Source organism: Flavobacteriales bacterium (assembly GCA_025210295.1).
GTDB lineage: Bacteria > Bacteroidota > Bacteroidia > Flavobacteriales_D > Parvicellaceae > S010-51.
Genome location: JAOASC010000048.1, coordinates 300,482 through 325,315, shown reverse-complemented (window position 1 = coordinate 325,315; position 24,834 = coordinate 300,482). Strand labels below are relative to the sequence as shown.

26 protein-coding genes and 1 pseudogene are annotated in these 24,834 nt (G+C 32.9%); 22 read left to right on the top strand and 5 right to left on the bottom strand.

What is annotated here, in order from left to right:
• Nucleotides 1-3 precede the first annotated feature (3 nt).
• The 5 genes from N4A35_17730 to N4A35_17710 form a co-directional block, all read right to left on the bottom strand.
• Entirely contained in the window at nucleotides 4-4,311 is a 4,308-nt protein-coding gene (locus N4A35_17730; protein MCT4583251.1) for a CusA/CzcA family heavy metal efflux RND transporter, read from the bottom strand.
• A gap of 68 nt (nucleotides 4,312-4,379) precedes the next feature.
• A complete protein-coding gene (locus N4A35_17725) occupies nucleotides 4,380-4,667 on the bottom strand; it encodes a hypothetical protein (GenBank protein MCT4583250.1) in 288 nt (95 codons plus the stop codon).
• A 79-nt stretch (nucleotides 4,668-4,746) separates the two neighbouring features.
• Nucleotides 4,747-5,157: a transcriptional repressor gene (locus N4A35_17720; protein ID MCT4583249.1), complete on the bottom strand. Its 411-nt coding sequence runs from the start codon at nucleotides 5,155-5,157 to the stop codon at nucleotides 4,747-4,749.
• Nucleotides 5,158-5,356: 199 nt separating this feature from the next.
• Nucleotides 5,357-5,635 (bottom strand): hypothetical protein, encoded by a 279-nt coding sequence (locus tag N4A35_17715; protein ID MCT4583248.1) that lies wholly within the window; start codon nucleotides 5,633-5,635, stop codon nucleotides 5,357-5,359.
• 22 nt (nucleotides 5,636-5,657) lie between these two features.
• Nucleotides 5,658-5,882 (bottom strand): hypothetical protein, encoded by a 225-nt coding sequence (locus tag N4A35_17710; GenBank protein MCT4583247.1) that lies wholly within the window; start codon nucleotides 5,880-5,882, stop codon nucleotides 5,658-5,660.
• 229 nt (nucleotides 5,883-6,111) lie between these two features.
• Here N4A35_17710 and N4A35_17705 point away from each other — a divergent pair, with 229 nt between their 5' ends.
• The 22 genes and pseudogenes from N4A35_17705 to N4A35_17600 all read left to right on the top strand — a co-directional run bounded on the left by N4A35_17705 (nucleotide 6,112) and on the right by N4A35_17600 (nucleotide 24,393).
• On the top strand, nucleotides 6,112-6,318 hold the full coding sequence (locus tag N4A35_17705; protein ID MCT4583246.1) for a hypothetical protein: 207 nt from the start codon (nucleotides 6,112-6,114) through the stop codon (nucleotides 6,316-6,318).
• A gap of 44 nt (nucleotides 6,319-6,362) precedes the next feature.
• A complete protein-coding gene (locus tag N4A35_17700) occupies nucleotides 6,363-6,683 on the top strand; it encodes a hypothetical protein (GenBank protein ID MCT4583245.1) in 321 nt (106 codons plus the stop codon).
• Nucleotides 6,684-6,790: 107 nt separating this feature from the next.
• A complete protein-coding gene (locus tag N4A35_17695) occupies nucleotides 6,791-6,988 on the top strand; it encodes a hypothetical protein (GenBank protein MCT4583244.1) in 198 nt (65 codons plus the stop codon).
• 25 nt (nucleotides 6,989-7,013) lie between these two features.
• Nucleotides 7,014-7,520 carry a hypothetical protein gene (locus tag N4A35_17690; GenBank protein ID MCT4583243.1) on the top strand — a complete coding sequence of 169 codons (507 nt, stop codon included), beginning with the start codon at nucleotides 7,014-7,016 and terminating at the stop codon, nucleotides 7,518-7,520.
• 3 nt (nucleotides 7,521-7,523) lie between these two features.
• Nucleotides 7,524-9,275: a hypothetical protein gene (locus N4A35_17685; protein ID MCT4583242.1), complete on the top strand. Its 1,752-nt coding sequence runs from the start codon at nucleotides 7,524-7,526 to the stop codon at nucleotides 9,273-9,275.
• 31 nt (nucleotides 9,276-9,306) lie between these two features.
• Complete coding sequence (locus tag N4A35_17680) at nucleotides 9,307-9,909, top strand: hypothetical protein (protein ID MCT4583241.1); 603 nt, start codon at nucleotides 9,307-9,309, stop codon at nucleotides 9,907-9,909.
• Between the two features lie 66 nt (nucleotides 9,910-9,975).
• Nucleotides 9,976-10,683, top strand: a complete 708-nt coding sequence (locus tag N4A35_17675; GenBank protein ID MCT4583240.1) for a hypothetical protein — start codon at nucleotides 9,976-9,978, stop codon at nucleotides 10,681-10,683.
• Between the two features lie 92 nt (nucleotides 10,684-10,775).
• Nucleotides 10,776-11,186, top strand: a complete 411-nt coding sequence (locus N4A35_17670) for a hypothetical protein (protein ID MCT4583239.1) — start codon at nucleotides 10,776-10,778, stop codon at nucleotides 11,184-11,186.
• Nucleotides 11,179-11,610, top strand: a complete 432-nt coding sequence (locus N4A35_17665; protein ID MCT4583238.1) for a hypothetical protein — start codon at nucleotides 11,179-11,181, stop codon at nucleotides 11,608-11,610. The genes N4A35_17670 and N4A35_17665 overlap by 8 nt, the downstream gene beginning before the upstream one ends.
• Nucleotides 11,607-11,924 (top strand): hypothetical protein, encoded by a 318-nt coding sequence (locus N4A35_17660; GenBank protein ID MCT4583237.1) that lies wholly within the window; start codon nucleotides 11,607-11,609, stop codon nucleotides 11,922-11,924. Before N4A35_17665 ends, N4A35_17660 begins: the two co-directional genes overlap by 4 nt.
• Nucleotides 11,925-11,929: 5 nt before the next feature.
• Complete coding sequence (locus N4A35_17655; protein MCT4583236.1) at nucleotides 11,930-12,688, top strand: hypothetical protein; 759 nt, start codon at nucleotides 11,930-11,932, stop codon at nucleotides 12,686-12,688.
• Nucleotides 12,675-12,857, top strand: coding sequence for a hypothetical protein (locus tag N4A35_17650; GenBank protein MCT4583235.1), 183 nt, complete (start codon nucleotides 12,675-12,677; stop codon nucleotides 12,855-12,857). Before N4A35_17655 ends, N4A35_17650 begins: the two co-directional genes overlap by 14 nt.
• A gap of 39 nt (nucleotides 12,858-12,896) precedes the next feature.
• Nucleotides 12,897-13,646 carry an annexin gene (locus N4A35_17645; GenBank protein ID MCT4583234.1) on the top strand — a complete coding sequence of 250 codons (750 nt, stop codon included), beginning with the start codon at nucleotides 12,897-12,899 and terminating at the stop codon, nucleotides 13,644-13,646.
• Nucleotides 13,647-13,650: 4 nt separating this feature from the next.
• A complete protein-coding gene (locus N4A35_17640; GenBank protein MCT4583233.1) occupies nucleotides 13,651-14,394 on the top strand; it encodes a hypothetical protein in 744 nt (247 codons plus the stop codon).
• A gap of 24 nt (nucleotides 14,395-14,418) precedes the next feature.
• Complete coding sequence (locus N4A35_17635; protein ID MCT4583232.1) at nucleotides 14,419-14,544, top strand: hypothetical protein; 126 nt, start codon at nucleotides 14,419-14,421, stop codon at nucleotides 14,542-14,544.
• The gene (locus N4A35_17630) at nucleotides 14,541-15,215 is read left to right on the top strand and encodes a hypothetical protein (GenBank protein MCT4583231.1); all 675 of its coding nucleotides are present in this window, start codon (nucleotides 14,541-14,543) and stop codon (nucleotides 15,213-15,215) included. The genes N4A35_17635 and N4A35_17630 overlap by 4 nt, the downstream gene beginning before the upstream one ends.
• 22 nt (nucleotides 15,216-15,237) lie before the next feature.
• Nucleotides 15,238-15,429, top strand: coding sequence for a hypothetical protein (locus N4A35_17625; protein ID MCT4583230.1), 192 nt, complete (start codon nucleotides 15,238-15,240; stop codon nucleotides 15,427-15,429).
• Nucleotides 15,404-20,578, top strand: coding sequence for a strawberry notch C-terminal domain-containing protein (locus tag N4A35_17620; GenBank protein ID MCT4583229.1), 5,175 nt, complete (start codon nucleotides 15,404-15,406; stop codon nucleotides 20,576-20,578). Before N4A35_17625 ends, N4A35_17620 begins: the two co-directional genes overlap by 26 nt.
• Nucleotides 20,579-20,606: 28 nt before the next feature.
• On the top strand, nucleotides 20,607-22,082 hold the full coding sequence (locus N4A35_17615) for a DNA repair protein RadA (GenBank protein ID MCT4583228.1): 1,476 nt from the start codon (nucleotides 20,607-20,609) through the stop codon (nucleotides 22,080-22,082).
• Between the two features lie 35 nt (nucleotides 22,083-22,117).
• Nucleotides 22,118-23,284 (top strand): patatin-like phospholipase family protein, encoded by a 1,167-nt coding sequence (locus N4A35_17610; GenBank protein MCT4583227.1) that lies wholly within the window; start codon nucleotides 22,118-22,120, stop codon nucleotides 23,282-23,284.
• Nucleotides 23,281-23,484: a hypothetical protein gene (locus tag N4A35_17605; protein MCT4583226.1), complete on the top strand. Its 204-nt coding sequence runs from the start codon at nucleotides 23,281-23,283 to the stop codon at nucleotides 23,482-23,484. The genes N4A35_17610 and N4A35_17605 overlap by 4 nt, the downstream gene beginning before the upstream one ends.
• Before the next feature lie 75 nt (nucleotides 23,485-23,559).
• A pseudogene (locus N4A35_17600) lies at nucleotides 23,560-24,393 on the top strand (recombinase family protein).
• The last annotated feature ends 441 nt before the right edge of the window (nucleotides 24,394-24,834 follow it).

Genomic DNA, 24,834 nt, shown 5'->3' with positions numbered 1-24,834 from the left:
TTTTTATTGATTATTAATTAGTTGATAATCTGCCACAGCTTTATTGTATGACATTATCTGATTCCAGTAATTACTGTAATTAGTAGCTACTAATTGCAGAGTGTTTAATAATTCTAAATAAGAAATTTCACCTGCCTCATAATTGAGTTCAGCAACTTGAATCATTTTAGGGTTAATAACCTCTATTTGTTCTTTGTAAATCTTAACTCCTTCTTCGTATAAATTTATAGATGCTTCTGCTTGTGCTATTTTTTGTTTCAATTCAAGCTTTTTACTCTGATTAAGTTCATTTATTACTTTCGCTTGAATTTGTTGTGCTACTATTTTTTGTTTTGTTTGTCCTCTAAAAATATTAAACGAAACACCTGCCTGAGCACCACTATACCAACCTCCAGAATAGTAGTTTTGTGCTGCATATCCAATATTGAAATCGGGTTTAAGATCTGCTTTTAATATTTTAATTTTTGCTTCCTCAATCGCACTATTCTGGTCATTTATTTTTAGATAAATGTTTAAATCCAATGGCATATTTGGAACGTAGTTTTCTTTATAGATAGAGTCAACTTCAGTTACTAAAGTATTCGAATTCAAAAGCAATTGGAATTGTTGATACAATAAGGAAAGTTCAATTTTATTCTGTTTAAAAAGCACATTAAACTCATTCCATTTGGATCGAAGAGAAAGAAATTCTATTTGATTCGTCTCTCCTGCCTCAACTCTAACTTTAGCTCTATTATAATTCTTTAAATAAGTTTCTGTCAAAGAAGAATATAAAGTTGATAATTCTTGCTTATACTGAATTTCATAATACAAATTTTTCACTTTCCATTTAAGCTCATTTTCCGCTACTTGTTTAGAAAGATTACTTTTTTCTATTAATTCATCTTGAAGTCTATTTGCTGACTTTGTAACACTTGGATTTGGAATGTTTTGTACTATTCCAATTTGATTTACTTGCTGTCCAAAATCTTTATCAACTAGTCCATCTCCTTGGTATGAAATATCTGTTTTACCTAAACTATATTTCATTTTTAGTGCTTCATTTCGCTCTATTTCTAAATTAGCAGCTTTTATATTAGGATGATTTTTCATTGCCATGTTAATAGCACTATCTAGTGATAGAGATTGTGTTTGAGAAAACGAATTACTTGTCAAACCAAAAAATATTATACCAAGCAGCAGAGCTGTTTTTGAAATTTTATTTTTTTTGATATTCCAACTTTCTAACCAGTAGTATAAAATTGGTAAAATAACCAATGTTAAAAAGGTTGCTGTCAACAATCCTCCTATAACAACAGTTGCAAGTGGTCTTTGTACTTCTGCACCACCTGAAGAGGATATTGCCATTGGTAAAAAACCAAGGGAAGCAACAGCAGCAGTCATTAACACAGGTCTTAATCTTACTTTTGTTCCAACTAATATTCTTTCTTTTAAATCTGTCATACCTTCCTTTTTTAACTGATTAAAATATCCTATTAGAACTATTCCATTTAATACAGCTACTCCAAAAAGAGCTATAAAACCAATTCCTGCAGAAATACTAAATGGCATTCCTCTTAACTCTAATGCCCAAATACCTCCGATTGCAGATAGAGGAATAGCTGTGAATATTAATGCTGCTTGTGAGATTGAACTAAATGTGAAATACAACAAAATAAAAATAAGACCTAAAGCAATGGGTAAGGCAACAGATAACCTAGCATTGGCTGCTTTAAGGTTTTCAAATTGTCCTCCATAAGTAAAATAATACCCAACAGGCAATGTTAACTTAGCATTTAGTTCTTTTTGAATGCTTTCAACTAGCGTTTCAACATCTGTATCTCCGACATTTACACCAATAACAATCCTTCTTTTCGTATTTTCTCTGGAGATTTGCATTGGTGCATTCACCAAATTAATATCAGCAACATTGATTAAAGGTATTTGTGTTCCATTCTCTAGTGATACAAACAAATTTTCGACATCCTGTTGGTTCGTTTTGAACTGTTCATCTAATCTTAAAACTAAATCAAATCTTTTCTCTCCTTCATAAATAACCCCTGCTTTTTCTCCTGCAAAAGCAGTTCTTATTACTTGGTTTACGTCTTTAATATGAAGTCCATATTGAGCCATTTTATCATATTTATAGGTAACCATAATTTGTGGCATTCCTATGGTTTGCTCAACATTAACAGTAGCAACTCCGTTTAGTTTGTTAATAATGTTTTCAGCTTCTTTCGCTTTTAAATAAAGAGTGTCTAAATCTTCTCCAAATAATTTAATTGCTATATCTGCTTTTGTACCAGTCATTAATTCATTAAACCTTAATTGGATAGGCTGTGAAAATTCATAACCAACTCCGGGTATGTTTTCGAGTGACTCTTCTATTTTTTCAAACATACCTTGCCTACTTTTAGCAGTGACCCATTCCTTTTTTGGCTTCATTATTAATGTGGCATCTCCAATTTCAACAGGCATTGGGTCTGTTGGAATTTCGGCACTACCTATATTGGTAACTATTTCAGTTATCTCAGGAAATTCTTTTAATAATTTTTTCTGAATCATTTTTGATGTTTCTATACTTTGAGACAATGAGCTACCAGGAGGTAAGATTTGTTGCATGGCTAAATCTCCCTCCTCTAATGTTGGTATAAATTCTCCTCCCATTCTACTAAAGGCAAAAGCACTCACAATAAATAACACAGCAGTAGTACCTACAAATATCTTTTTATAAGCTAAAGCTTTATTCAAAACAGGTGTATAACCTCTTTGGAAAAAGTCTATAATTTTGTCCGCTATTGTTCTCTTATTAGAAACTTTCTTATTTAAAAATAAAGCAGCCATCATTGGAACGTAGGTTAATGAAAGTATTAAAGCCCCTGCAATTGCCAACATAACCGTTTGAGCCATTGGCTTAAACATTTTACCTTCAATTCCTACTAAAGCTAAAATTGGTATATAGACCATCAAGATAATTATTTCTCCAAATGCAGCTGAACTTCTAATTTTTTGAGAAGAAGAAATTACTTCGTTATTTATTTCATTTTGAGTAAGCATTTTACCTGCGTGTTTAACTTGAAGTCTATGTACAATAGCTTCTACAATTATTACAGCTCCATCTACAATTAACCCAAAGTCAATAGCACCTAAACTCATAAGGTTAGCACTTATACCTAAAAGATTCATCATTGATACGGCAAAAAGCATAGCAAAAGGAATTACAGAAGCAACTATTAAACCTGCTCTCCAATTACCTAATAATAAAACAAGAATAAATATTACGATTAACCCTCCTTCAATAAGGTTTTTCTCAACAGTACCGATTGCAGTTTTAACTAGCTTATCTCTAACTAAGTAAGGTTCTAACACAACTCCTTTAGGTAAAGATTTTTGAACTTGAATAACTCGTTCTTTTACTAAAGCTGTAACCTCTGCCGAGTTTGCTCCTTTAAACATCATTACTCTTCCTCCAACAGCTTCTTCTCCATTTCTAACTAAAGCTCCATATCTAGGTGCTTTACCAAATTTTACGGTTGCTATATCCTTAATAAGGACTGGAATGTTGCTTTTGTTTTTGATTACCACATTACCAATATCTTCCTTTGACTTTGAAATACCCTCTGATCTAATATAATAAGCATTAGAGTTTTTTTCAATATATGCTCCTCCTGTATTTTCATTACTTTTTTCTAAAGCGAGAAACACCTCTGAAATACTAATTCCAGTAGATTTTAATACGTCAGGATTAATAGCAACTTCGTATTGCTTTAAATAACCTCCCATTGAATTTATTTCAGCAACACCTTCAATACCTAAAAGTTGTCTTTTTACAATCCAGTCTTGAATTGTTCTTAGTTTCATTGGGGAATATTTATCTTCAAAACCTTCCTCTGGTCTAATGACATACTGATAAATCTCGCCCAACCCTGTAGAAATTGGAGTCATTTCAGGTACTCCAAGTCCATTTGGTATAGCTTCTTGGGCTGCTTTAATTCTTTCTCCAACCAATTGTCTAGCAAGATAAATATCATAGCCTTCCTCAAACACAACAGTAATAGTTGAAAGCCCAAACCTAGAGGTTGATCTAATCTCTTCTACTTGTTGTAAGTTTTGTAAAGCAAGCTCTACAGGGGTAGTAATAAATTGCTCTATTTCTTGTGTGGCAAGAGTTGGAGAAATAGTGATTATTTGAACCTGATTATTCGTGATGTCAGGAACTGCATCAATTGGCAATTGACGAATGGAGAAAATACCCCAAATTGTAAGGGCAGCCATAAATAGCCCTATCATAAACTTATTCCTTACGGAATAAGCTATTATTTTATCAAACATAATGATGTGTTTTATAAATTAAACTTGAAAACTAAAATTGACAAGACGCACTTATCCATTGATTTTGTTTAACCTATGCTTGGCGGATGCCATACCCCTCCTTTGAAATCAAAAGAATAATTAAAAATATAATTAGGGTATAAATTAGAATTTTCAGCTTTTTTATTTGAAGAAATTAAATCATTTAGAGGAAGGTTGATAGGCGAACCACAACATTGACAAATACAAAAAGGAGAACAATTATCCTCACTCTCAGAATCATGATTGTGAGAGCTATCTTCTACATGAGAAATAGAATATTCATTATTGTTTGAAACTACCATATCATCCCCACAAGGCATTATTGATAACACCAAAGTATATAAAGCTAATATGAATGTAAAAAATCTCACATAACAAATATATATATAAAGTGATGCAAGTGAGTTGCAAAGTTTATTTACAAGTTCCGCAAATACCTTTAATTACCATATTTGCTTGTTGCATCTCAAAGTTTTTAGGCAATTCGATAGTTGGGACATTTAGTTCTGTTAAACAAAATGTTTCTTTACATATATTACAATGAAAATGATAATGTAAATCTATTGGAGAACAACTACACCCTTCTAAACATAAAGCATATTTTAAGTGACCTGTACCATCTTCTATGCTATGTATAATTTTATTACTCTCAAAAGTTTTTAAAGTTCTAAAGAGAGTGCTTTTATCTGCCCTTTCAAATGCTAATTCAATATCTTGAAGAGAAACAGCCTTATTTTGTTCAGTTAAAAACTTTAATACCAACAGACGCATTGCTGTTGGTTTGATAGAATTATCTTTGAGTTTATGTTCTAGTTTTTTGTTCATATATAATTTAACAAGCGAATTTAATTAAAAAAAGTAAGATAAACACATTATGAAGTGGTTATGGGATGACATGATGTTGTTATGAACACGTTATGGGGTGGTTATGGGATGAGATGGAGTTTATAAGGGTTTCAGAGAAAATAGGGCATAAAAAAATCCAGCTTATTTCTAAACTGAATTCTTTTAAAATTAGGTATTACTATTTTACGTTATTTCTATACTCAATAAGCTGTTTAAGGCTTAATTTAGAAATATACACTTCTTCTTTTTCTATTTTGCCTAAAAGCAGGTTACTATCCAGTAACATCTCTAGGTCTTCTTTTGTCCAATTGAACTTAGTTCTTATCTCTGGGAACTGTTCAAATATCTGCTCGATTGTCAAGAGTTCCATTTTTAATAGTTGTTCTTTATTCTCTAAAGGTATTGAATTGTTACTGAAATCCAGCAACATATCATCTAAATAGTTATTTTGATCCATATATCTTTTTAAGTGTTTATACTTAACCAAGGTTTATATCTCTACTACGGTTAACACGGTTAGTATATTTCATTAACTCAATAAAACTTTCTTCTAAAATCATTGCTGAGTTATGCTTACCACTTATAAAACCAACTAATAAGCCACTTCTAAACATCATACCAACTTTCGTAGGTGTCCAACCTATTTTTTTGGCATCAGGATAGAGTTCTAATAACTCAGTTGGTGTATAATGTGTTATTCCCATAATAATCATAGACTTATATGTCCCTACTAGATAACGTAGTTTCTATTAAAATGGTACACCCAATTATGAAAAGGTTCAATTAATCGACTAAACGAAACAATTTTTAACATTTAAAGCTTATTTCTCGTCTTTTTTCTGATAAAAGCACCCACGTGTACCCCCCACGCACCCCCCTTAGGTTGTCGTCTCCGTATTTTTTGCTTCGGACATTTGAAGAAACGAATCGAAAATGACCGAGTTAAAAAATAGCTTTTACATCACTCCAAAGGATATTCAGATCCTAAATGGGTGTGCTATTAATGCCGCTCGAAAAGAACATCTAACGATAAGAGATTCACTTGGTAAGACTGGAAACAGATTAAGTATTTACGAATACTGTGAATACTGGCAAGTGAATCCCGATCATGTAATTAGATACCTCAATCAATTTCGATAAGCCCATAATGGGCAATTATTTACTAATCATAAAAACTAAGTAAGATGAAAATTGATAAAAAAGACATAAACATCTTTCTGGCTCTTTGGATAAAGAGTGATCCAGAATTATGGGGAGAATTGAGAGATATACAGATCAAATTACTCCTTCAAAGAATAGTAAAAGAGAAATCATTTGCAGAAATGGCTAAAGAACATAAGGTCTGTGAAACCAAATTAAGACAAATATTCGAAGCCATTCTAAAGCGAATAGAAATTGGATTGAGTAAAGAAGTGTCAGATCACTTACGCAAGATGAATAACCTGCTTGAAAGGAAAAATGTAATGCGAATTGAGCATGATTTTAATCAAGTATTCTTGAATTAGGCACACCTTTTCACACTAAAGCACACCTTTTCAACCGCTATCACACTGATTTGAAAATGAAGCCGATAGAACATTCTCAAATTTGAATAAATCAAAAAACAAATATTATGGAAGCATTACTGATTATCAACTCACTTCTTGTAGCAGTTTGTCTCTATTTCATTAAAGATTTTCACGGAGACTTTAAAGAGACAGCAAAGAAAGTGACCAAGTTAGGAGAGAAAGTTCAAATTATCTCAAACAAGCTGAATGAACATATTCATTCAGTTAAAAAAAAACTAAAAAAACTGCGTGAGACAAAATAGAAACAACACTTGAACAGCAAAAAAAATGAAAGCAATTAAATACATAGCATTGGGCATTGGGGTATTTTTCGGAGGAAGGTATTTATTATCTCTTTCCAGAGCAAGCAACAAAGCAATAGTGAGCGTAAGTGGAAAAAGAGGTCTAATATCGGCTCAGGGAATTAATGTGACTTTAAACTACAACATTAAAAACCCAAGCAGAGCGAATTTAAAGATCACTCCACCCCTAGTAAAACTATTAATTAACGATAAGTTGGTTGCAAGTAGTACTATGCAAAATGTTGAAATTCCAGATTCTATTAAAGATTCAAAAGGAAGAATAAGTATTAACGCTTTTAGTGAAACTGGGAATATTATAACATCAATCCTAGTTCCATGGCTCAGTATCGTAACGATTAGTCCAGATATTTTATCAAGACTACAAAGTGGAGATTCTACTCAAAAGGTTCAAGTATCAATTGAAACTTTATCACACGCATTTACATCTATAGGAGATTTCCCATTAGATGACAAAACAACTATTCAATTATAAGCTATGAAAACAGGCAAAAGACATATCAAAAACGGAAGTCAATTCAACCATTTGTTTCCTATTCCTAAGGGAGAGAATGTGATTGTAAAAAAGGTAGCACACTTAGACGACACGATTCATTTGATGAAAGAAGTTGTTTCTACAACCCTTGAAGATACTTTTTCTATTGCTCAAATGCTGGAAGCTTCAACTGAATATGACACTTGCCAAAACATCTGGAACTTTTGCTTTACCCATCTACAATACACTAAAGATGAAATGGGCAAAGAACAAGTAAGAAGACCCTCTCGAACTTGGAAAGATAGAATAGCAGGTATTGACTGTGATTGTATGAGTGTATTTATTGGTTCAATCTTAACGAATTTGAAAATCCCTTTCTCATTCCGATTAACCAAATATAGATCGCACGATTTCGAGCACGTTTACCCAATCGCACACACAAATAATGGAATAATAATCTTGGATACAGTAGTTCACAAATTCAATCGTGAAGTGCCGTATTCAGCAAAAAAAGATATCAATATGGAATTGCAATATTTAAACGGATTCGAAGAAGATGACTTTGATGAATTCGAAGAGCTAGATGAGTTCTTAGAAAACGACTATCCAATGGACGTGCAAAGCATGATAGTAGATGAAGCACAAGATTTAGAAGGTTTAAGAAGCTTTTTTAAAAAGGCAAAAAAGAAAGTAAAAAGTGTTGCTAAAAAAGTCAGTATAAACAACATCAAAAAAGGATTAAAAAAAGGGCTTCACGCCATAAATAGAGTTAATCCTGCTACCGCGCTTTTAAGGGCAGGAGTTTTAGCAAGTATGAAGTTAAACTTAATGAAAATAGCAAGTAAAATACGTTTTGCTTACTGGTCAGATGCAGAAGCTCTAAAAAACAACATGGATATGAACAAGTTTAATCAACTTAAACGTATTCGTGAAAAAGTAGAAAAAATATACTTTGGAGCAGGTGGTAAAACCGAAAACCTTAAAAAAGCCATTCTATCTGGAAAAGGAAACAGAGACCGTAGAGTTGTTTTAAATGGTTTAGGAGAGATTATAACTCCAGTTTTTGATGAGGATGAATTAAGAACCATTCTTGGAGATGAACTGTTTGATGATGAATTTTCAGAAGTAGAAAATGGAATCAATGGTTTGGGAGTTGTAGCTACTGGAACAGCCATTGCTTCGGCAACTGGAGTTTTAGCAACCATAGCTTCTTTAATTAAAAAACTAGGAAGCTTATTCAAACAAGGTTCACCACAAGCTCAACAAGAGGTTATTCAAGACAACACAGATAACCAAGAAGAGCAAACACGCAAGTTTAGTGTTCAAAACCTAATCAGTAGCTTTTCAAATAAACAGGCTACTCCTACTCCAATTATTCAAACTAGATCTGCATCAACACCAACACCAATTCCATTGGTAGTTAATCCTCAACCTCAATTTGTAGATACAACTAACACAAGTGTTGTCGAAGATTCAACTGAACCAAAACCAGAAAAAAAAGGACTAATGGCTTGGGTTAAAAAGAATCCAGTCGCTAGTGGAGGAATTGCTTTAGCTGTTGTAGGCGGAGGTTATCTTTTGTACAAAAAAAGCCAAAGGAAAAAGAAAAGTTTATCAGGAATAGATGGAACACTTGGAGCACCCAAGAGAAAGAAAAAGAAACGAAGAAGCCCAACAAAAAAACTCACAACTAAAACCAGAAGAAAGTCTCCTGTTGCTAGAGCATCCAAGATGAAGAAAATAGAATTGCTCTAGTATAAATGTTAAACAAATAAATCTCAATAAGATGAAGAAGAAAAAAAATAACAAATCTAAAGGGATACTTGCTAAATACAAGGCACAGAAAACCAAAGGCGATCTTAAAGGAACAGGACTTAAAACACTTGTTGATTTACTTGTAGGAGCTACGGTTGGTGCAGGTATTGGAGCAAGTGCAGGTAGAGCCGCTCTCCCAATAGGACTAGCTTTAATAGCAGGTAGTCATTACATGGATGAAGACACAGGCATTCTAAGACTTGCTGGTTCAGCAACCATTGCCTACGGAATTGGTAAAGCCATTTCTAATAAAAATTTAGCAGAAGCTAATGCCATAAGCGGTTTTACTTTGGCAGGAGAAACCTCCAAAGCAAAATCGAGATTGGTTCAGTTTAAAGATGAATTAATTACTGCATTCTACTTGGATAAAGTCATTAAAAAGAACAATCAATTAGAAGACAATCAAGTTGGAGCTATTGATTTATCTAGCCTTGAAATTTTCGATAGAAACAATCAAAACGAAGCATTAAAGTATGAAATGAATGCGGATGTTTTGCCTGAACCATCATCAGATTATGAAGAAGATGATTTTGCTTTTGATTTAATCGAAGAACCTGATTTAAGTAGCATATAAAAAAGAACACCCTCAGTGTGTAATTATTAACCCATCCGTAATAGGCGGATACAAAAATAAAAAGTCATGACAGATGAATTAATGAATAGCGAATACAACAATGTAGGAGAATTGTTTGGTATTGGTGAATTGGAAAAAGCGACAAGACACATGTCGCCAGTAAAAAAAGCAATGTTTATCAGAAAAATTACAGGTCAAGTTCACGGTTCAAGAAGATCCAGAGCAGAAATGGAAAAATTCTTTAAGCAAGTTCCCAAACACGTAAAGGGAGAACTACTTAGAGGGGGTGTAAGATTAGCAGACTACACCATTTATTCAACCAAATTAATTACTAGCAAGACCATTAAAATGTTCGAGCCACAGGATGATAAAGAGGTTGGATTGAGAAACATTTCAAACGCAAAGTTGCCTAAAAACATGGTTTTCTTAGTAAGTGGAATCTTTCTTTTAACAGGAAGAAACCCTGAATCAGACAGCCGAGAAGGTTTAAAGGCAATCGACTTTAAGAGCGTGAAATCTGTACCTGCAATTTGCAATGGGGAGTTCAGTTTGAAAGCTAACCGAAAACAAATCATTCCAGAGAATCAATCGATCAGAAGATTTGCTACGGATAACGATCATACCGTTCCATTAGGGTATTACAAACTCGATAATCCTAGGCTAATCAGAGATGAGGAATTGATTGAGTTTACTGTTGAGCTTGGTACTCAACTAAACATCCCTCAAGATCAGTACCTATATGTAGGACTTGATGGAACAGGAACAACTCCTTAACCATTGCATCCCACTAAGGGCATCTTTTCAAGCCCTCTGAATAGATGCTCTCAAATGGGAATAGAATTATTAATTGCTAAATAAAACCAGAGATGAATACTTATAAGCACAATATCATAAAAGAGCGATTTGACATTAAGATTGAAGAGCCCAACCAAACTGTAAAAGGCGAATTTGAATTGGATAAAAATGCAAAATATGTTCAGGGAATACTGATTACTTCCGATAGAGACGAATTACTGTTTTACAGAGGAAGTCAAAAAATCCAATTAAACGATAAAGAATTGTTTCCTGAAAATTTTGAATCAAGGTTGTTAATGGCAGGATTAAATGTTGCTCCAGATGACAGACCAATTTCCATTGGAAATGTACCTACAGGTAATGGGCGATTAGAAGTTTACTTCAAGGATCAAAATCATTCAAACACAAGATTTACTCCTTATCGAGTTTCCATATACACTTTCAGTATAGTTGAAGCCGAAACAACTCTTCAATATGATTAAACAAATTGTACATATCGAAGAGATTGAGAGAAATGGATTTAAGCAACAATTTCAAATAAAGTTACCTAGTAATGCCAAGAAAATTCTAGCTATTAAAATTACAGCTAACCCTTTTGATAGAACTTGGGAAGGCAAATTTGAATCAGAAATTGGTTGGCTTTGGTTAAGACTACCTGAAAAGCGAGATGTGTTTTATGCTCACAAAATAAGCACCTATAAAGACAACTACAATTTAGGCTTACCGAGTATTAATGAGCTTAATTCTTTTAGTAATAGTCAATTCCAATTACATGGTAAAAAAGAACAATTTCAAAGTGTAACTGCTCAGCTCAATACAAACATTATTGAGGGCTATTATATAGATAGAATTTACTCTCAAAAAAGAAAATATCAATTAAGAATCTATTTAAAACTAGAATTATGACTGAAGGAACTGCCATAGAATTTGCAAGGATAACTATGAAAGAATTAGGAGTTGGAGATTGTTACACTTTACGGTACAGAAAAATTCAAATTCCACCTCATAGGAAAGTAGAGTTAAAAGCGACAAATGAAATTATCATTTTAATTAAGCCTCCTTACTTTCTCAAAGCTTATTCAAAAGCAGGAATTCTTAATCGTACGGATAAATTCATAAATGAGCATCAATATATCCACAGAGGAAAAACGGTTTTAATAAATCAAAACAGTAAGGCTTATCTAAATGCTACTGTACTGCAAGTTATACCAAATAAATAAGAAAAATGGAACAAGAACATCACGACATAGAAATAAAGCGAAGAGCAACAGGTTCAACATATACCGAAGGCTTTGACCCAGTTAGAATTGAACGATTAAAAACCATTATTCAGGATTTTGAGGATCAAGGGAAGCAAAAGCGGTATAGTATTATTGTTGACGGAGAAATGGTAGTTCCAGTTAATTCGGAAGCCAATAATTTTGATAAATACAAACGCTACATCATTGGAAACTCTAATACAGTTGAAGTTAGAATGTATTTTGGAAAATCTCCAAATTTCAATAAGCATGTTTTCAAAACAAATTATAGTGCTTTATCAGGAACACCCTCAAAAGATGTTGACCAAATTGTAAAAGAAGCATTAGAAAACGAAAGAAAAAACAACAAAATATTGATGCTTCAACAAGAGCTAAAACGAAAAAATAAAAAGCTCAAACAATTCAAAGCACTTCAAGCAGAACTAGATGACAAAAAGCTAGACATAAAAGATTTGCTAAAAGACGGGATTCAACTCATGGGGCAATTTCAAGCAATGAAAAATGGAGGTGCTCCAGTTCAAGGTATTGAAGAAGCAGAAGTTGAAGTTCATGCAGAGCCAGAAACACCTGCCGAATTACACTTTAAAAAACTAAAACAAGATTATGACGGGGAGGAATTAGAAAAGGCAGTTAAAATCTGGGAAATATTCACGGCATATCCCGGGTTACAAAAAGAGTTTATTTCAATTATTAATCAAAAAATCAAGAAAAATGGAAAAGCATAAATTTTCAATCAGCATTTCGGGAAGTAAAAAAGAAGCTACCGAAAAAATCAATGGACTAGCAGTATTGGCTAGTAAACTTTCAGCAGATACCATAACTGCATTAGCAAAATTAGTAAAAACAGATCCAGCAAAGGTAGAAGCTGCAAAACATTACTTAGGAGTTTCCTAGTCCATGATGGACATCAATTAAATTCTGAAAAGAAAAGCAATGAAAAATGAGATGGTCATATCGAAAAATAATCAAACACCCACTACTCAAATTGTATTGGATAGACAGCAACAATCGTGGTGGAATAGTTTGACAGAAGGACAAAGAAAAACAATTGTCTCGTTTTCCATTGCTTTAGGTATTTCAGTGGTAGCATTTATTGCTATAAAATTCGCTAGTAATAAAATCAGGAATGCAATAGCTAATAATACCGAGAGTAACAGTTTTGGAGAAAGTAATCATGCTACTTGGGCAAAACAATTAAAAATGGCTTTTGATAATGACGGTTGGTGGGGAACAGATGAACCTGCAATCAGACGAGTATTGTTAGCCGTTCCATCAAAAGAAGATTTTGGCAAAATTCAAATTCAATACAGGAGGCTTTATAAAGGACGAAATCTCATAGAAGATATGACGGACGAATTAAAGACTACTGAATACAATGAAATGTTGGCTATTCTTCAATCCAAGCCTGAAAAAGCTAGAGATGTTATAGGAGGTAGGATTTATGATCCGCATGGTTGGGCAATAAGATTATACAATGCTATGAGCATTTATTATATGGGATTTATACCTGGAACAGATGAAGAGGCGATAAAGGCAGTATTTAATGAGATTCAAACTAAACAAGAGTTTGAAGATACAAAAGATGCTTACCAAAGTTTATACGGAACTTCTTTAGAAGCTGATCTTGATGGAGACCTAGACTGGTCAATGGATTGGAGAGCAATTATTAATCAGAAATCGTAATAAAATGGAAAAGAAAACAAAATATATCCTTTTAGGACTGGGAGTAGTTACTTTAGGAGCAGGGGCTTATGTCTATTATTTAAAAAAGAAGAAAAGAGAACAAAATAATAGAGATTTTACTCAAGCAATTACATCAAATAATCTTCCAGCATTACCACCAAGTAATCATAATGCGAGTTCTTCAAGTAACAGGAGTTTTCCATTGCGAAAAGGAAGTTCAGGGAGTTTGGTTAGAAATCTTCAAGAAGCCTTAATCAAAAAGTATGGGACGTCTATTTTACCTAAATATGGAGCTGATGGAAGTTTTGGTTCAGAAACACAAAACGCTTTATTGTCAAAAGGACTTCCAACTTCAATAGATAGCGACACTTACACAAGTTTATTACTTAGTTCAGGAAGTAGTAATACATCAAGTTCTAGTAGTTCTATAAGTGCAAGCAATATCGCAACAACAATCTATAATGCTATTCTTAAAAGAAGTCTTGCTTCTGCAATTAAAGGATTGAAGCAAATTAAAAGCGTAAGTGATTATACAGCAGTCAATACACACTTTAAGAAAAAAAGAGTTGGTTTAGTTAGAATGACTTTGGTAACAGCTCTTCTTTCAACATTTAGTTCTATAGCCCAAAAGAAACAGGTCAATGAAGAATTCTACCGAATTGGATTAAAATATGACGGTTCTAAATGGTCATTATCGGGTATTTATGGAGTAGGAATAGATCAGTTGGTAGCTATTGAAAATACCTAAGTATGGGACGAATACGGAAGTGGAATGATGATCCCCAAAGGAACAATTATAGGAGAATACCTTGACGCAAATAATGGAGTAACAGAAGTGGAAACACTAGACGGAAAAAGACTCTTTGTAAAAACAACCTCAATAAGCTACATATCATGATAAAGAGAATAAAAACAATAGCACAAGAAAAAGGACATGTTATTTATACTGAACCTTATCGCTTAAATATTTGGGGCTTTAGAGCCAATACCGAAAAGCCAAATGTCTTTGATGATGAATTGCATGTATTTACTAATATTTCGCAAACTAAAATTGCAAAGTGGGCATATTTAGTTTTTAAAATAACTACCGATCCTGGTACTTATTGGTTGCAAAATCCATTAAACCCAAAAGGCACAGCTATTTTAAAAGCAGGACAGTATTTAGATGCTTACAGCATTGATAAACATAGGAATAAATATTACGCTTTATGTCAAAGGTTGGCTAAAGTAACTGTTATCAGAGATTACGATAGAGACGCAATCCTTGACTTTAACAATGGTAAAGAGCAAACAGGAATGTTTGGAATTAACATTCATAGAGCCAGAAAAACTGGAAGCACCTATTCGGTAGACAGACATTCAGCAGGTTGTCAAGTATTCAAAAATGCTCAAGACTTCGATTTCTTTATGAAGTTGTGTGAGGTTCACAGAAAACTCTATGGAAATAAATTCACTTACACCCTTGTAGATAAACGAATGGAGTTTAGAAAAACATTAAAGAAAATTACAATTAGTTCAGTATTAATCAGTCTTCTTTTGGGAGGATTTTATCTAGTAAGCAATGACTAAAAAGAAATTTACATACAGCAAAATGACTTTCATTTTATCAGTAATCGGATTTATTGGAAGTATAGGATTTTACTTAGGTGTATTAAGACAAGTATATGCTACACCAGACAATATTCAAGTAAAATCAATTGAATTAGAAAGAGAAAACAAACAACTAAAATCACAAGTAGAGGTATTAACCAAAATGGTTGAAGAATGTAATAGTAATGAGTAATCAAGATCAACATATTGAAAATAAAATTAATGTTCCTGAATTGAAAATTCAATACAACAGGGATAATAGTAAAAGTATTGATAGAAGTATTTCTAGTTCTTATGATGCTTCGAAATTCTTTAGATCATTATTTGACACAGGTGAATTAGAGCTTAGGGAATCTTTGTATGTCATGTTTTTAAACAGAGCCAACTACCCAATAGGTTATTACCAGCATTCAGTTGGAGGAATAGATTCTACAGTTGCTGATATCAGGATTATAATTGGAATTGCATTAAAAGCATTAGCAACTGGAGTTATTATAGCACATAATCATCCTAGTGGAAGAGTTTTAGCTAGCCAATCTGATATAGATCTAACTAAAAAACTTAAAGAAGCTTCATCAAAATTTGATATTCAAGTTATTGATTCTTTAATAATTGGAAAAGATGAATATAACTCTCTTGCAGACTCTGGGTTAATGGGAGTCAATTCTCCTTACCCTTTACCTGAATTTAAACCATTAATTATCCAAAATGATTTTGTTGAATACATTAGAAAAAATCTTAAAGAACGTAACAAGTTAACACGTCCACAAACCGAAAAACAAGCAAATCGTTTCGGAATAATTGACCGTACTAAAATTAAGGAGTTAACAGAACTCGCTATTGTATTAGAAGCAAGAGAGATTGCTCAAAGTCGATCAAGTGTCTTTGAAAAATTCAACAATATTAAAAACCTCTATGAAGCTCAAACAAATCTATCTTTTAGGACAAGTATGAGCATTTTGCTTCAACAATATTCAACACCTGCCCCCATAGGATATTTAATGGGATTGTTTTGTGGAGTTAATAATAGTTCAAAATCACTCTTTGAACCCTCAGCAGGAAATGGACTTTTAACCATAACAGCTAATCCAGAACAAGTAATTGTTAATGAAATTGACCCTGTTCGATATGAAAACCTTACCAAACAAGGATATAAAGAAGTAATGAAAATAGATGCTTCAATACAATTTCAAGGAATGCGTAAAAAGTTTGATGCGGTCATTACAAACCCACCATTCGGAAGATTAGATACAGGAAGAAATTTTGATGGTTTTCAAATAAAAAAACTAGATCATTTAATGGCTTTGAACGCATTGAAAACCATGAAAGATAATGGTAAAAGTGCCATCATCATTGGAGGTCATACGAAGTGGGACGAAAAGAAAAGAATTCAAAAGGGAGCACTTCGTGTCTTTTATAATTATTTGTACAAGCATTATCATGTAATAGATGTTATACCAATTTCTGGTAAGCATCTTTATTCCAGACAAGGAACTTCCTTTAACACAACCTTAATACTCATTGACGGAAGAAAAGAAAAACCTAGAGGGGTAGCCCTAATTAAAAATCAACAATTAGCCAATCCAGTAACAGATTATAATGAACTATTCACAAGAATTCAGCAGAACATGAAAACTTTAAAACAACATAAAGTGGCAAGCAAAGAATCGCTAAGAAAAAAAGCACTTAAAATGAAAGCTATGTTATTAGCTCAGCAATTAGGAGCACCTTATGTTCCTGCATCAGATAGTTGTTTTGTATTAGATACTCATGTGCCAGATGCAATGGAATTTGAAATGCATCAAGCTATTAGCCGAATAAAAGAAGATGTTGGTGGAGATATAGATAATTTTGTTCGTCATAGATTAGGTTACAAAACAAAAGCTCAACTATGTAAAGCCTTATCAGCCGAACAAATTGATGCAGTTGGAATGGCTATTTACAATATTGAAGCCTTAAACCAAGCGGTAATAATTGGAGATCAAACAGGAATAGGAAAAGGAAGAGTTGCTGCTTCAATTATTCGTTACGCTACACAGCAAGGCATTACCCCCATATTTTTAACTGAAAAAGCCAATTTATTTTCCGATATATACAGAGATTTATCAGCCATTGGATCAGCACAGTTAAAACCATTTATCATAAATGCTAGAGGTAGCAAAACACAAATAAAAGACGAAAACGGAAATGTAATTTATGAGGCTTTAAGTAAGCCAGAACAAGACAATGCTTTTAAAAATAGAAAAGTACCCTCAGGACATGATTTTGTAGTAGCCACTTACTCACAATTTAATTCTGCTCAAAAGAAACCATTAAAACCTCAATTTCTTTTAGAGATAGCAAAAGGCTCAATCATTATTATGGATGAAAGCCATAATTCAAGTGGTTCATCAAACACAGGGATTTTTATGCAAAGTGTATTGGCTAGAACATCAGGAGCGGTATTCCTTTCCGCAACCTTTGCTAAACGTCCAGATAACATGCCCATTTATGCTATGAAAACAGCCATTTCTGAAGCTAATATGTCAAAAGAAGAATTGGTTGAAGCTATTTCAAAAGGAGGAGTTGCTTTGCAAGAAGTTTTGGCTAGTCAATTAGTAGCCGAAGGGCAAATGATTAGAAGAGAGCGAACCTATGAGGGAATAGAAGTAAATTACATTACCCTTCAAGATAAAGCAAAAGAACATAAAGCCATAGCAGATAATATCACAACAATTGTTAGAGATATAATTGCATTCCAAGCAAATCATATTGATGAGCGAGTAGATGAGTTGGATAGCATTGCAGTAGCCGAGGGCAAGGAAGTTAATTTAAGAGAAGGAACTACTGAGGGAGGAGTTGATAATCAACCCTATTTTTCAAAAGTATTTAATGTGATTAATCAAATGCTTTTTTCAATCAAAGCAGAAGCAGTTGCCGATAAAGCCATAGCTAGATTAAAACAAGGTAAAAAGCCAATTATAGCTTTTGCTAGTACAATGGGAAGTTTTATCGAACAAATGGAAAATAGTAGTGGGCTGTCTGTTGGAGTTGGCGATACAGTCAAGGCTGATTTTTCAATCGTATTAGAAAAAGGATTGGATGGAGTAATGCGATATACTGAAACACTTCCAAACGGAGAAAAGGAATATAAAAAGTTTGATCTAACTGAACTTTCCTATGAAGCACAAGAAGAGTACGAAAGAATCTCATCTAATATCAGAAAAATCTCAACTGGAATAACTATTTCGCCAATAGATGTTATTGTTCAGAAAATTGAAAAGGCAGGTTATTCTGTTGCAGAGGTCACAGGGAGGAAATTGAAATTACAACTCAACCTTAAATCTGGAATGGGAGTTATTGAAAATCGTAAAAAGATAAATACGAATGATGCCTTTAGAGAATTTAACGATAATGAAATAGATGTATTATTGATTAATCAATCTGGAAGTACAGGAGCTTCCGCTCATGCTATTGTAACTGACAAAGTATCTAATGCAGAAGTAAAGCAAAGAGTAATGATAGTTTTACAGCCAGAGTTAGACATCAATACAGAAGTTCAAAAAAGAGGAAGAATTAATCGTACAGGTCAAATCTTAAAACCAATCTACGATTATGTTAACTCGGCAATTCCTGCCGAACAAAGATTAATGATGATGCTTCAAAAGAAATTAAAAAGTTTGGATGCAAATACTTCTTCAAACCAAAAACAAAGTAACAGTATTTTAGATGTTCCAGACTTTCTAAATAAATATGGAGATAAAGTAGTTGCTGAATACTTAGAGGAGAATCAAGAAATCAATGATTTATTAGGTAATCCATTAAAGATAGGAACAGGATCAGAATTTAAAGATGGAGGTGCTCATAAAGTATCAGGTCGTGTAGCAGTTTTATCCACTAAAATGCAAGAAGACTTTTATAAAGACATCAAAGAGCGATATGACACTTTAGTTGATTACCTAAAACAGTCTGGCGAATACGATTTGGAAGTTGAACAATTAGATTTAAAAGCAAAAGTAATCTCATCTAGTATTATAAAAGTTGGTAAAGGTGGGAATTCAAGTTTTGGAGAAGATAGTGTTTTAGAAAAAGTAGAAGCTAATGTTTTAAGAAAGCCTTTTAGTGCAGATGAAGTTAAAAATTTGATTTATCAAGGGCTTGAAGGTCAAACAACAGAAGGTTTAAGGGAAAAGCTAACAAGAGAATACGAAACTTTTGTAGCTAATAAATTAGCAGAAACTTTCCAAGAACTTGAATCAAGATATATGAGGTTGAAACGAGATGTTTCAAACGAAAAGAAAATACAAAAACTCATTCAAGCCGAAGACCCAAATGTTTCAGAAGCTATTGAAAAAAGAAAGCAAGAGTTAGATGAAGCATACAGAAAACGAGTTGCAGATGAAGATAAATCTGCACAAAATAAGAAGTCTTACATAAGAGGGTTATTCAAATATTTTGGAGTTGGAAAAAAGTTATTTTATCCTGTTCCTAGCTTTGATGGAACATCACAAAATCAATTAGCTATTTTTCTAGGATTTGGAATTGATAAAAAGAAAACAAACCCTTACGCTCCAAGTGCCATAAAACTAAAGTTTGCAATCGCTTCAAGTCAAAAGTACATTGCTATTCCTGCTAGTTACATTAAGGATATTAATGCTATAAAAGGTGCTAGTATTGGCATTACTGATTATGATATAGATAATAATATTGAACAGTGGGATGAGCAAATAAAATCAACAACTAAAGACAGGAGTGTTCGCTACATAGTAACTGGTAATATTCTTCAAGCCTTTGCAAGTTTTAAAGGAAAATTAGTCAGTTATACAACTGATAACAATGAAATAAAAAAAGGAATACTTATGCCCGAACATTGGTCAGCTGAAACAGAAACAAAAGGAAAAGTAATTGTTCCTATTGCTAAAGCTACCAAGATTATTAAATCCATGAGTAATGGTTCGTCTATTTTTGGAACAGGTAATATTTCATTTTTCAAGTTATATGATAACCGATATAGAGTTTCTGTTCCTGCTTCAAGAAAAAAAGGTGGAGAAATTTATTTGAATGAAAACTTACTCAAATTAGTTGAAAATAATGTGTTTGAAAAAGTAGGTTCGCAAATGACTACTCATGTTCCATTTGAGAAAATAGAGCCCTTTTTAACAATTCTTCAAGATAGTTCTGGAGTTACCATTAGTGTAACACAAAATCAAATTGATGCAGTTGGCTTGGTTGTTACCAAAACCAAAAAAAGAGTAAAAATTCAAGCACCACCCAAAGAGATTATTCCGAAAATGAACACCAAAGTATTGAAACTAAAAGCAAACGCATTAAAGCTAAAGCTAGAGTTGTTGTCTTTTGCATAGAAGCTATTTACCCTTAAAAATTTGAATTATGATTACGATTAGAAACTATTATAGCGAGATAAATAAATTAGATAAAAACACACTTCCAGACACTTTGCAAAAAAGTTGGGAGTTTGTAGATGAAGCTACTACTAATGGAAGCGATTGGTCATTATATGAAGAAGATGATGATATAAAAACAGTTGTTGATTTATACATTGATAAGTTAAATAGTTTTATTGCAGATCATTCTTCAACACGTAAAAAGGAAACCAAAACGAGGAGCCCCCAACCTAAAGTATCAAAAAGAAAAACATCAAAATCAATTACAAAAAGAGTAGTTAAGAAAGCCCCTAGTTCAAAAGAATTAGCTTACAGAAAAGCAGATAAGGTGGAGCGAATTAGTGATGAATTAAAAATGATAAAACGCTTTGTGTTGATGCACGATAAAGTTAAAACACAAAATCAAATACGATTATTCATTAATGCTTTACAAAAAGCTATCATGGAAAAACGTATTCGCAAAACATCTCCATTTTCAAAAGAAATAGCAGAAATTCAAGATGCTTTAATCAATCTGCATAGTAAACTAGCAGGCGGTAGAAGTATTCAAGTTGAAATTAGTGAACAGAAAAGAGCTAGATATTTAACCTTGGTAGGAAAACAGGCTGAATTACATTCTGTAAAGTTTATCAAAAGCTATATCAATCTTCAAGGAAAAACGATTGAAAACATTAAAGCAAAGAGATTATATAACCGAATTGCTAATGCAGTTAATAATGGAAAACTAACAAAGAAAGACAAATACTGGAATGAAATAGAAAATATACTTTCTACGCTCAAATCATTTGTAAAGAAAAATGTAGAGCATGGAGAGTTGTTGGTATCATCTAAAGAATTGAATGGATTACAGGGTATCCTCTCTGAGTGTGCGTGTGAGGAAATTAATGGAGTTCAATCAGTTCCAAAGAATACCATAATGAGCAGTACCGATATTGTAAACCTAAGTTTTAACAAGCTTGGTTTTCAAGGTAAATGGCTCAATCTCATTGGTGATCCGTCAAGTGGATTTACCGCAATGATTTTTGGGAAACCCAAAATGGGGAAATCATATTTAGCGGTAGATTTTGCAGGGTACTTGGCGAGAAACCATGGGACAGTTTTATATGTAGCTCGTGAAGAGGGGATTGACGATACGTTACAGAAAAAACTAAAAGAAAAAAATGTAGCTCACCCTGATCTTTATGTGAGTGACTATCTTCCAACTGACTTATCTAAATACGATTTTGTGTTTTTAGATAGTGTAAATAAGTTGGGGTTATCTCCAGAAGATTTAGAAGAGCTAAAACACAATTATCCTGAAACATCATTTGTATATATTTTCCAAACAACCAAAATGGGAAATTTCAGAGGGGGCAATGAATTTCAGCATGATGTAGATGTAGTGATTGAAGTACCCAAAAAAGGTGTAGCCACTCAATTCGGAAGATTCAATCAAGGTGGCGAAATCAACATATTTAGTTGATAAGCCTATTTACTAATCATTAAAATTCTTGTAAAATGAAAAAGAAAAAAATAGCATTAGTTCTCTCTGGCGGAGGTTTTAACGGAGCATTCCAAGTGGGAGCTTTAAACTATATCCAAGAGAACTGGAATAAAATAACAGGCTTAACTTCTCCAATGAAATTCGATTTAATTGCAGGAGTTAGTGCAGGAGCACTCAATGGTGCATTAATTGCCATGAACAAACTCGATTTGTTAAACGATTTATGGATTAATAAAATTGGAAAGAATGGGGTAACCGAAATTTATACTTCTGATATTATTGATACAAGTTCAACTTCATCAGAAATTAAACTGAAAGTTGATTTAAAAAGTATTTCCAAAAGATTAATTCCAGAGATTGATTTACAATTTGGATTCTTAAAGAAGCTTGGCTTAGTGTTTTCAAAGAAAAAAAGAAAACAAATCTTGGATAAGCTTTTATCTAAAGTGGAGAAAGGAATTAAGGTTAATTACTCCAACTTAAAATCAGTAGCAGACAATACGCCACTAAAAAGAAAGTTAGAAAAGTATATTTCTCAAAGAGAAATGAAAGGAACTAAATACTATTGTGGCTTTGTTTCGTTAGATACAGGTAAATACCATAGTGTTCATTCTGATAGTTTTTTAACCAATGAAGATTTTATTAATGGGATTTTAGCCTCAACAGCTATTCCTGTAGTATGGAAGCCTGTTCCTAAAATTAATTTTAGAACTCCATCAGGAATTGTATGCAGTACAAATAATGTTGATGGTGGAGTAAGAAACGTTTCTCCTTTAGGAGATATTATCAAGCTTATCAATGAAGAAGATGCTGAATACAAAATCATTGTCATTAATTGCAATAGTGGAACTGTAAAGCAAGAAGATTTTGGAAAAAAGTCCATAGGTGCAATTACTTCTCGTTCGGTTTATGATATTGCCCTAACAGAGATTTTTAATAATGATGTCAATCATTTTATGAAAATCAATGAATTGGTAAAGCAAACAAAACAAGTTTGTGATAATGTAATTCTTAAAAACAAGTATGCTAAAGAACTCAAAGCTTTTGATGCAGTTGTTATTAATCCTCATAAAGACATTGATTTAGGAAGTGCCTTGGTTGCGAATGAGGACTTAATCAGTTACCGCATTCTACACGGTAGAGCAATGGCTAAAGAAGCCTTTGAAAATTATCAACAGTGAAAAAGCCAACTAAAGATAGCATACAAAAAGCAACCGAAAGAGTAAAGAAAAGAATGACTTTAGCTCAAATGAGATTAATTCCAAAATACAAGGATTTAACTCAAGAAGGCTATGATCTGTTAGTAAAGAATGCTGAAATTTTCGCCATTCTAATTCTTCAGGCTTATATTGCTGTAAATAACAGCAATATACCGAGTTAACAAAATAATTAAATAGATTAAAAGGCTTGAATTAATTGCTAGTTCAAGCCTTTTTAGTATCAAATACCATATATCATGAGCGATTTATCATTATTTAAACAGTTTGCTCCTCAAAAAAAGGAACAATTAAGCATAGGGACTAATGCAGTGATTTATACAAGAGTTTCTTCTGTTGATCAGGAAGACAATACAAGTTTAGCTTCTCAAAAAAGATATTGTGAGAATTATGCCGAAAAGAAAGGGCTAAACGTGATTGGTTACTTTGGAGGAACACACGAATCAGCAAAAACAGATGACCGAAAGGAGTTTAATAAAATGTTAACTTTTGTAAAGAGAACAAAAAACGTGAGTTACGTTATTGTATATTCTTATGAAAGATTTTCAAGGTCTGGAATGAATGGTGCTCAAATAGCAGATGAATTACTTAAAAAATATGGAGTTGTTACTTTAGCCGTTACACAAGAATTAGATCCTACAACACCAGCAGGTTCTTTCCAACAAAAAATATTATTTCTTTTTGGGCAAATGGATAATGAGCTTAGAAGGGATAAGGTGGTTACAGGAATGAAAGAAATGCTCAGAAAGGGGTATTGGGTTTGGAGTTTGCCTAGAGGATATAGTGACTTAAATAAAGGGCGTGCAAGCGAAAGACAAATTGTAGTAAATGAGGAGGGTAATAAACTACGAAAAGCTTTTGAATGGAAAGCATACAAGCAGATGTCTAATATTGAAATATCAAGAAGACTTAAAAAGATGGGGGTAGATTTTCCAGATAAGCGATTAAACGAACTATTTCGTAATCCTTTTTACTGCGGATTAATTACCAATAAAATGATGCCTGGAGAAGTTGTAGAGGGTCATCATGAGGCTATGGTTACCAAAGAACTTTTCTTAATGGCAAACCAAGTCCGTAAAGAAAGAAGAATACACAGCTATACATTTAAAAGTGATAATGAAGAATTGCCCTTAAAAGTATTTACAAAGTGTGATAAATGTAAAGAATCTCTAACAGGATATTTAGTAAAGAAAAAAGGACTGTATTATTATAAATGTAGTACAAAGGGATGCAAAGTAAATAGAAGTGCTAAAGCAATGCATGAAATGTTTAAACAAGCAGTCAATCTTTTTAAAATCGCACCAGAGGAAATGGAAATAGTAAAAATTCAAATAGAAGAACAGTTTTACAATTTCTTTGAAAATAATATTCAAGAGAAAAAGAATATGAAATCGAACTTAACAGAGCTAAATAAAAAGATTGAAAAAATTGAGGAAAGGTTTGCACTTGGCGAAATAAATAAAGAAATGCACAAAAAATTTACTACCAAATTTGAACAAGAAAGAGCCGAAATT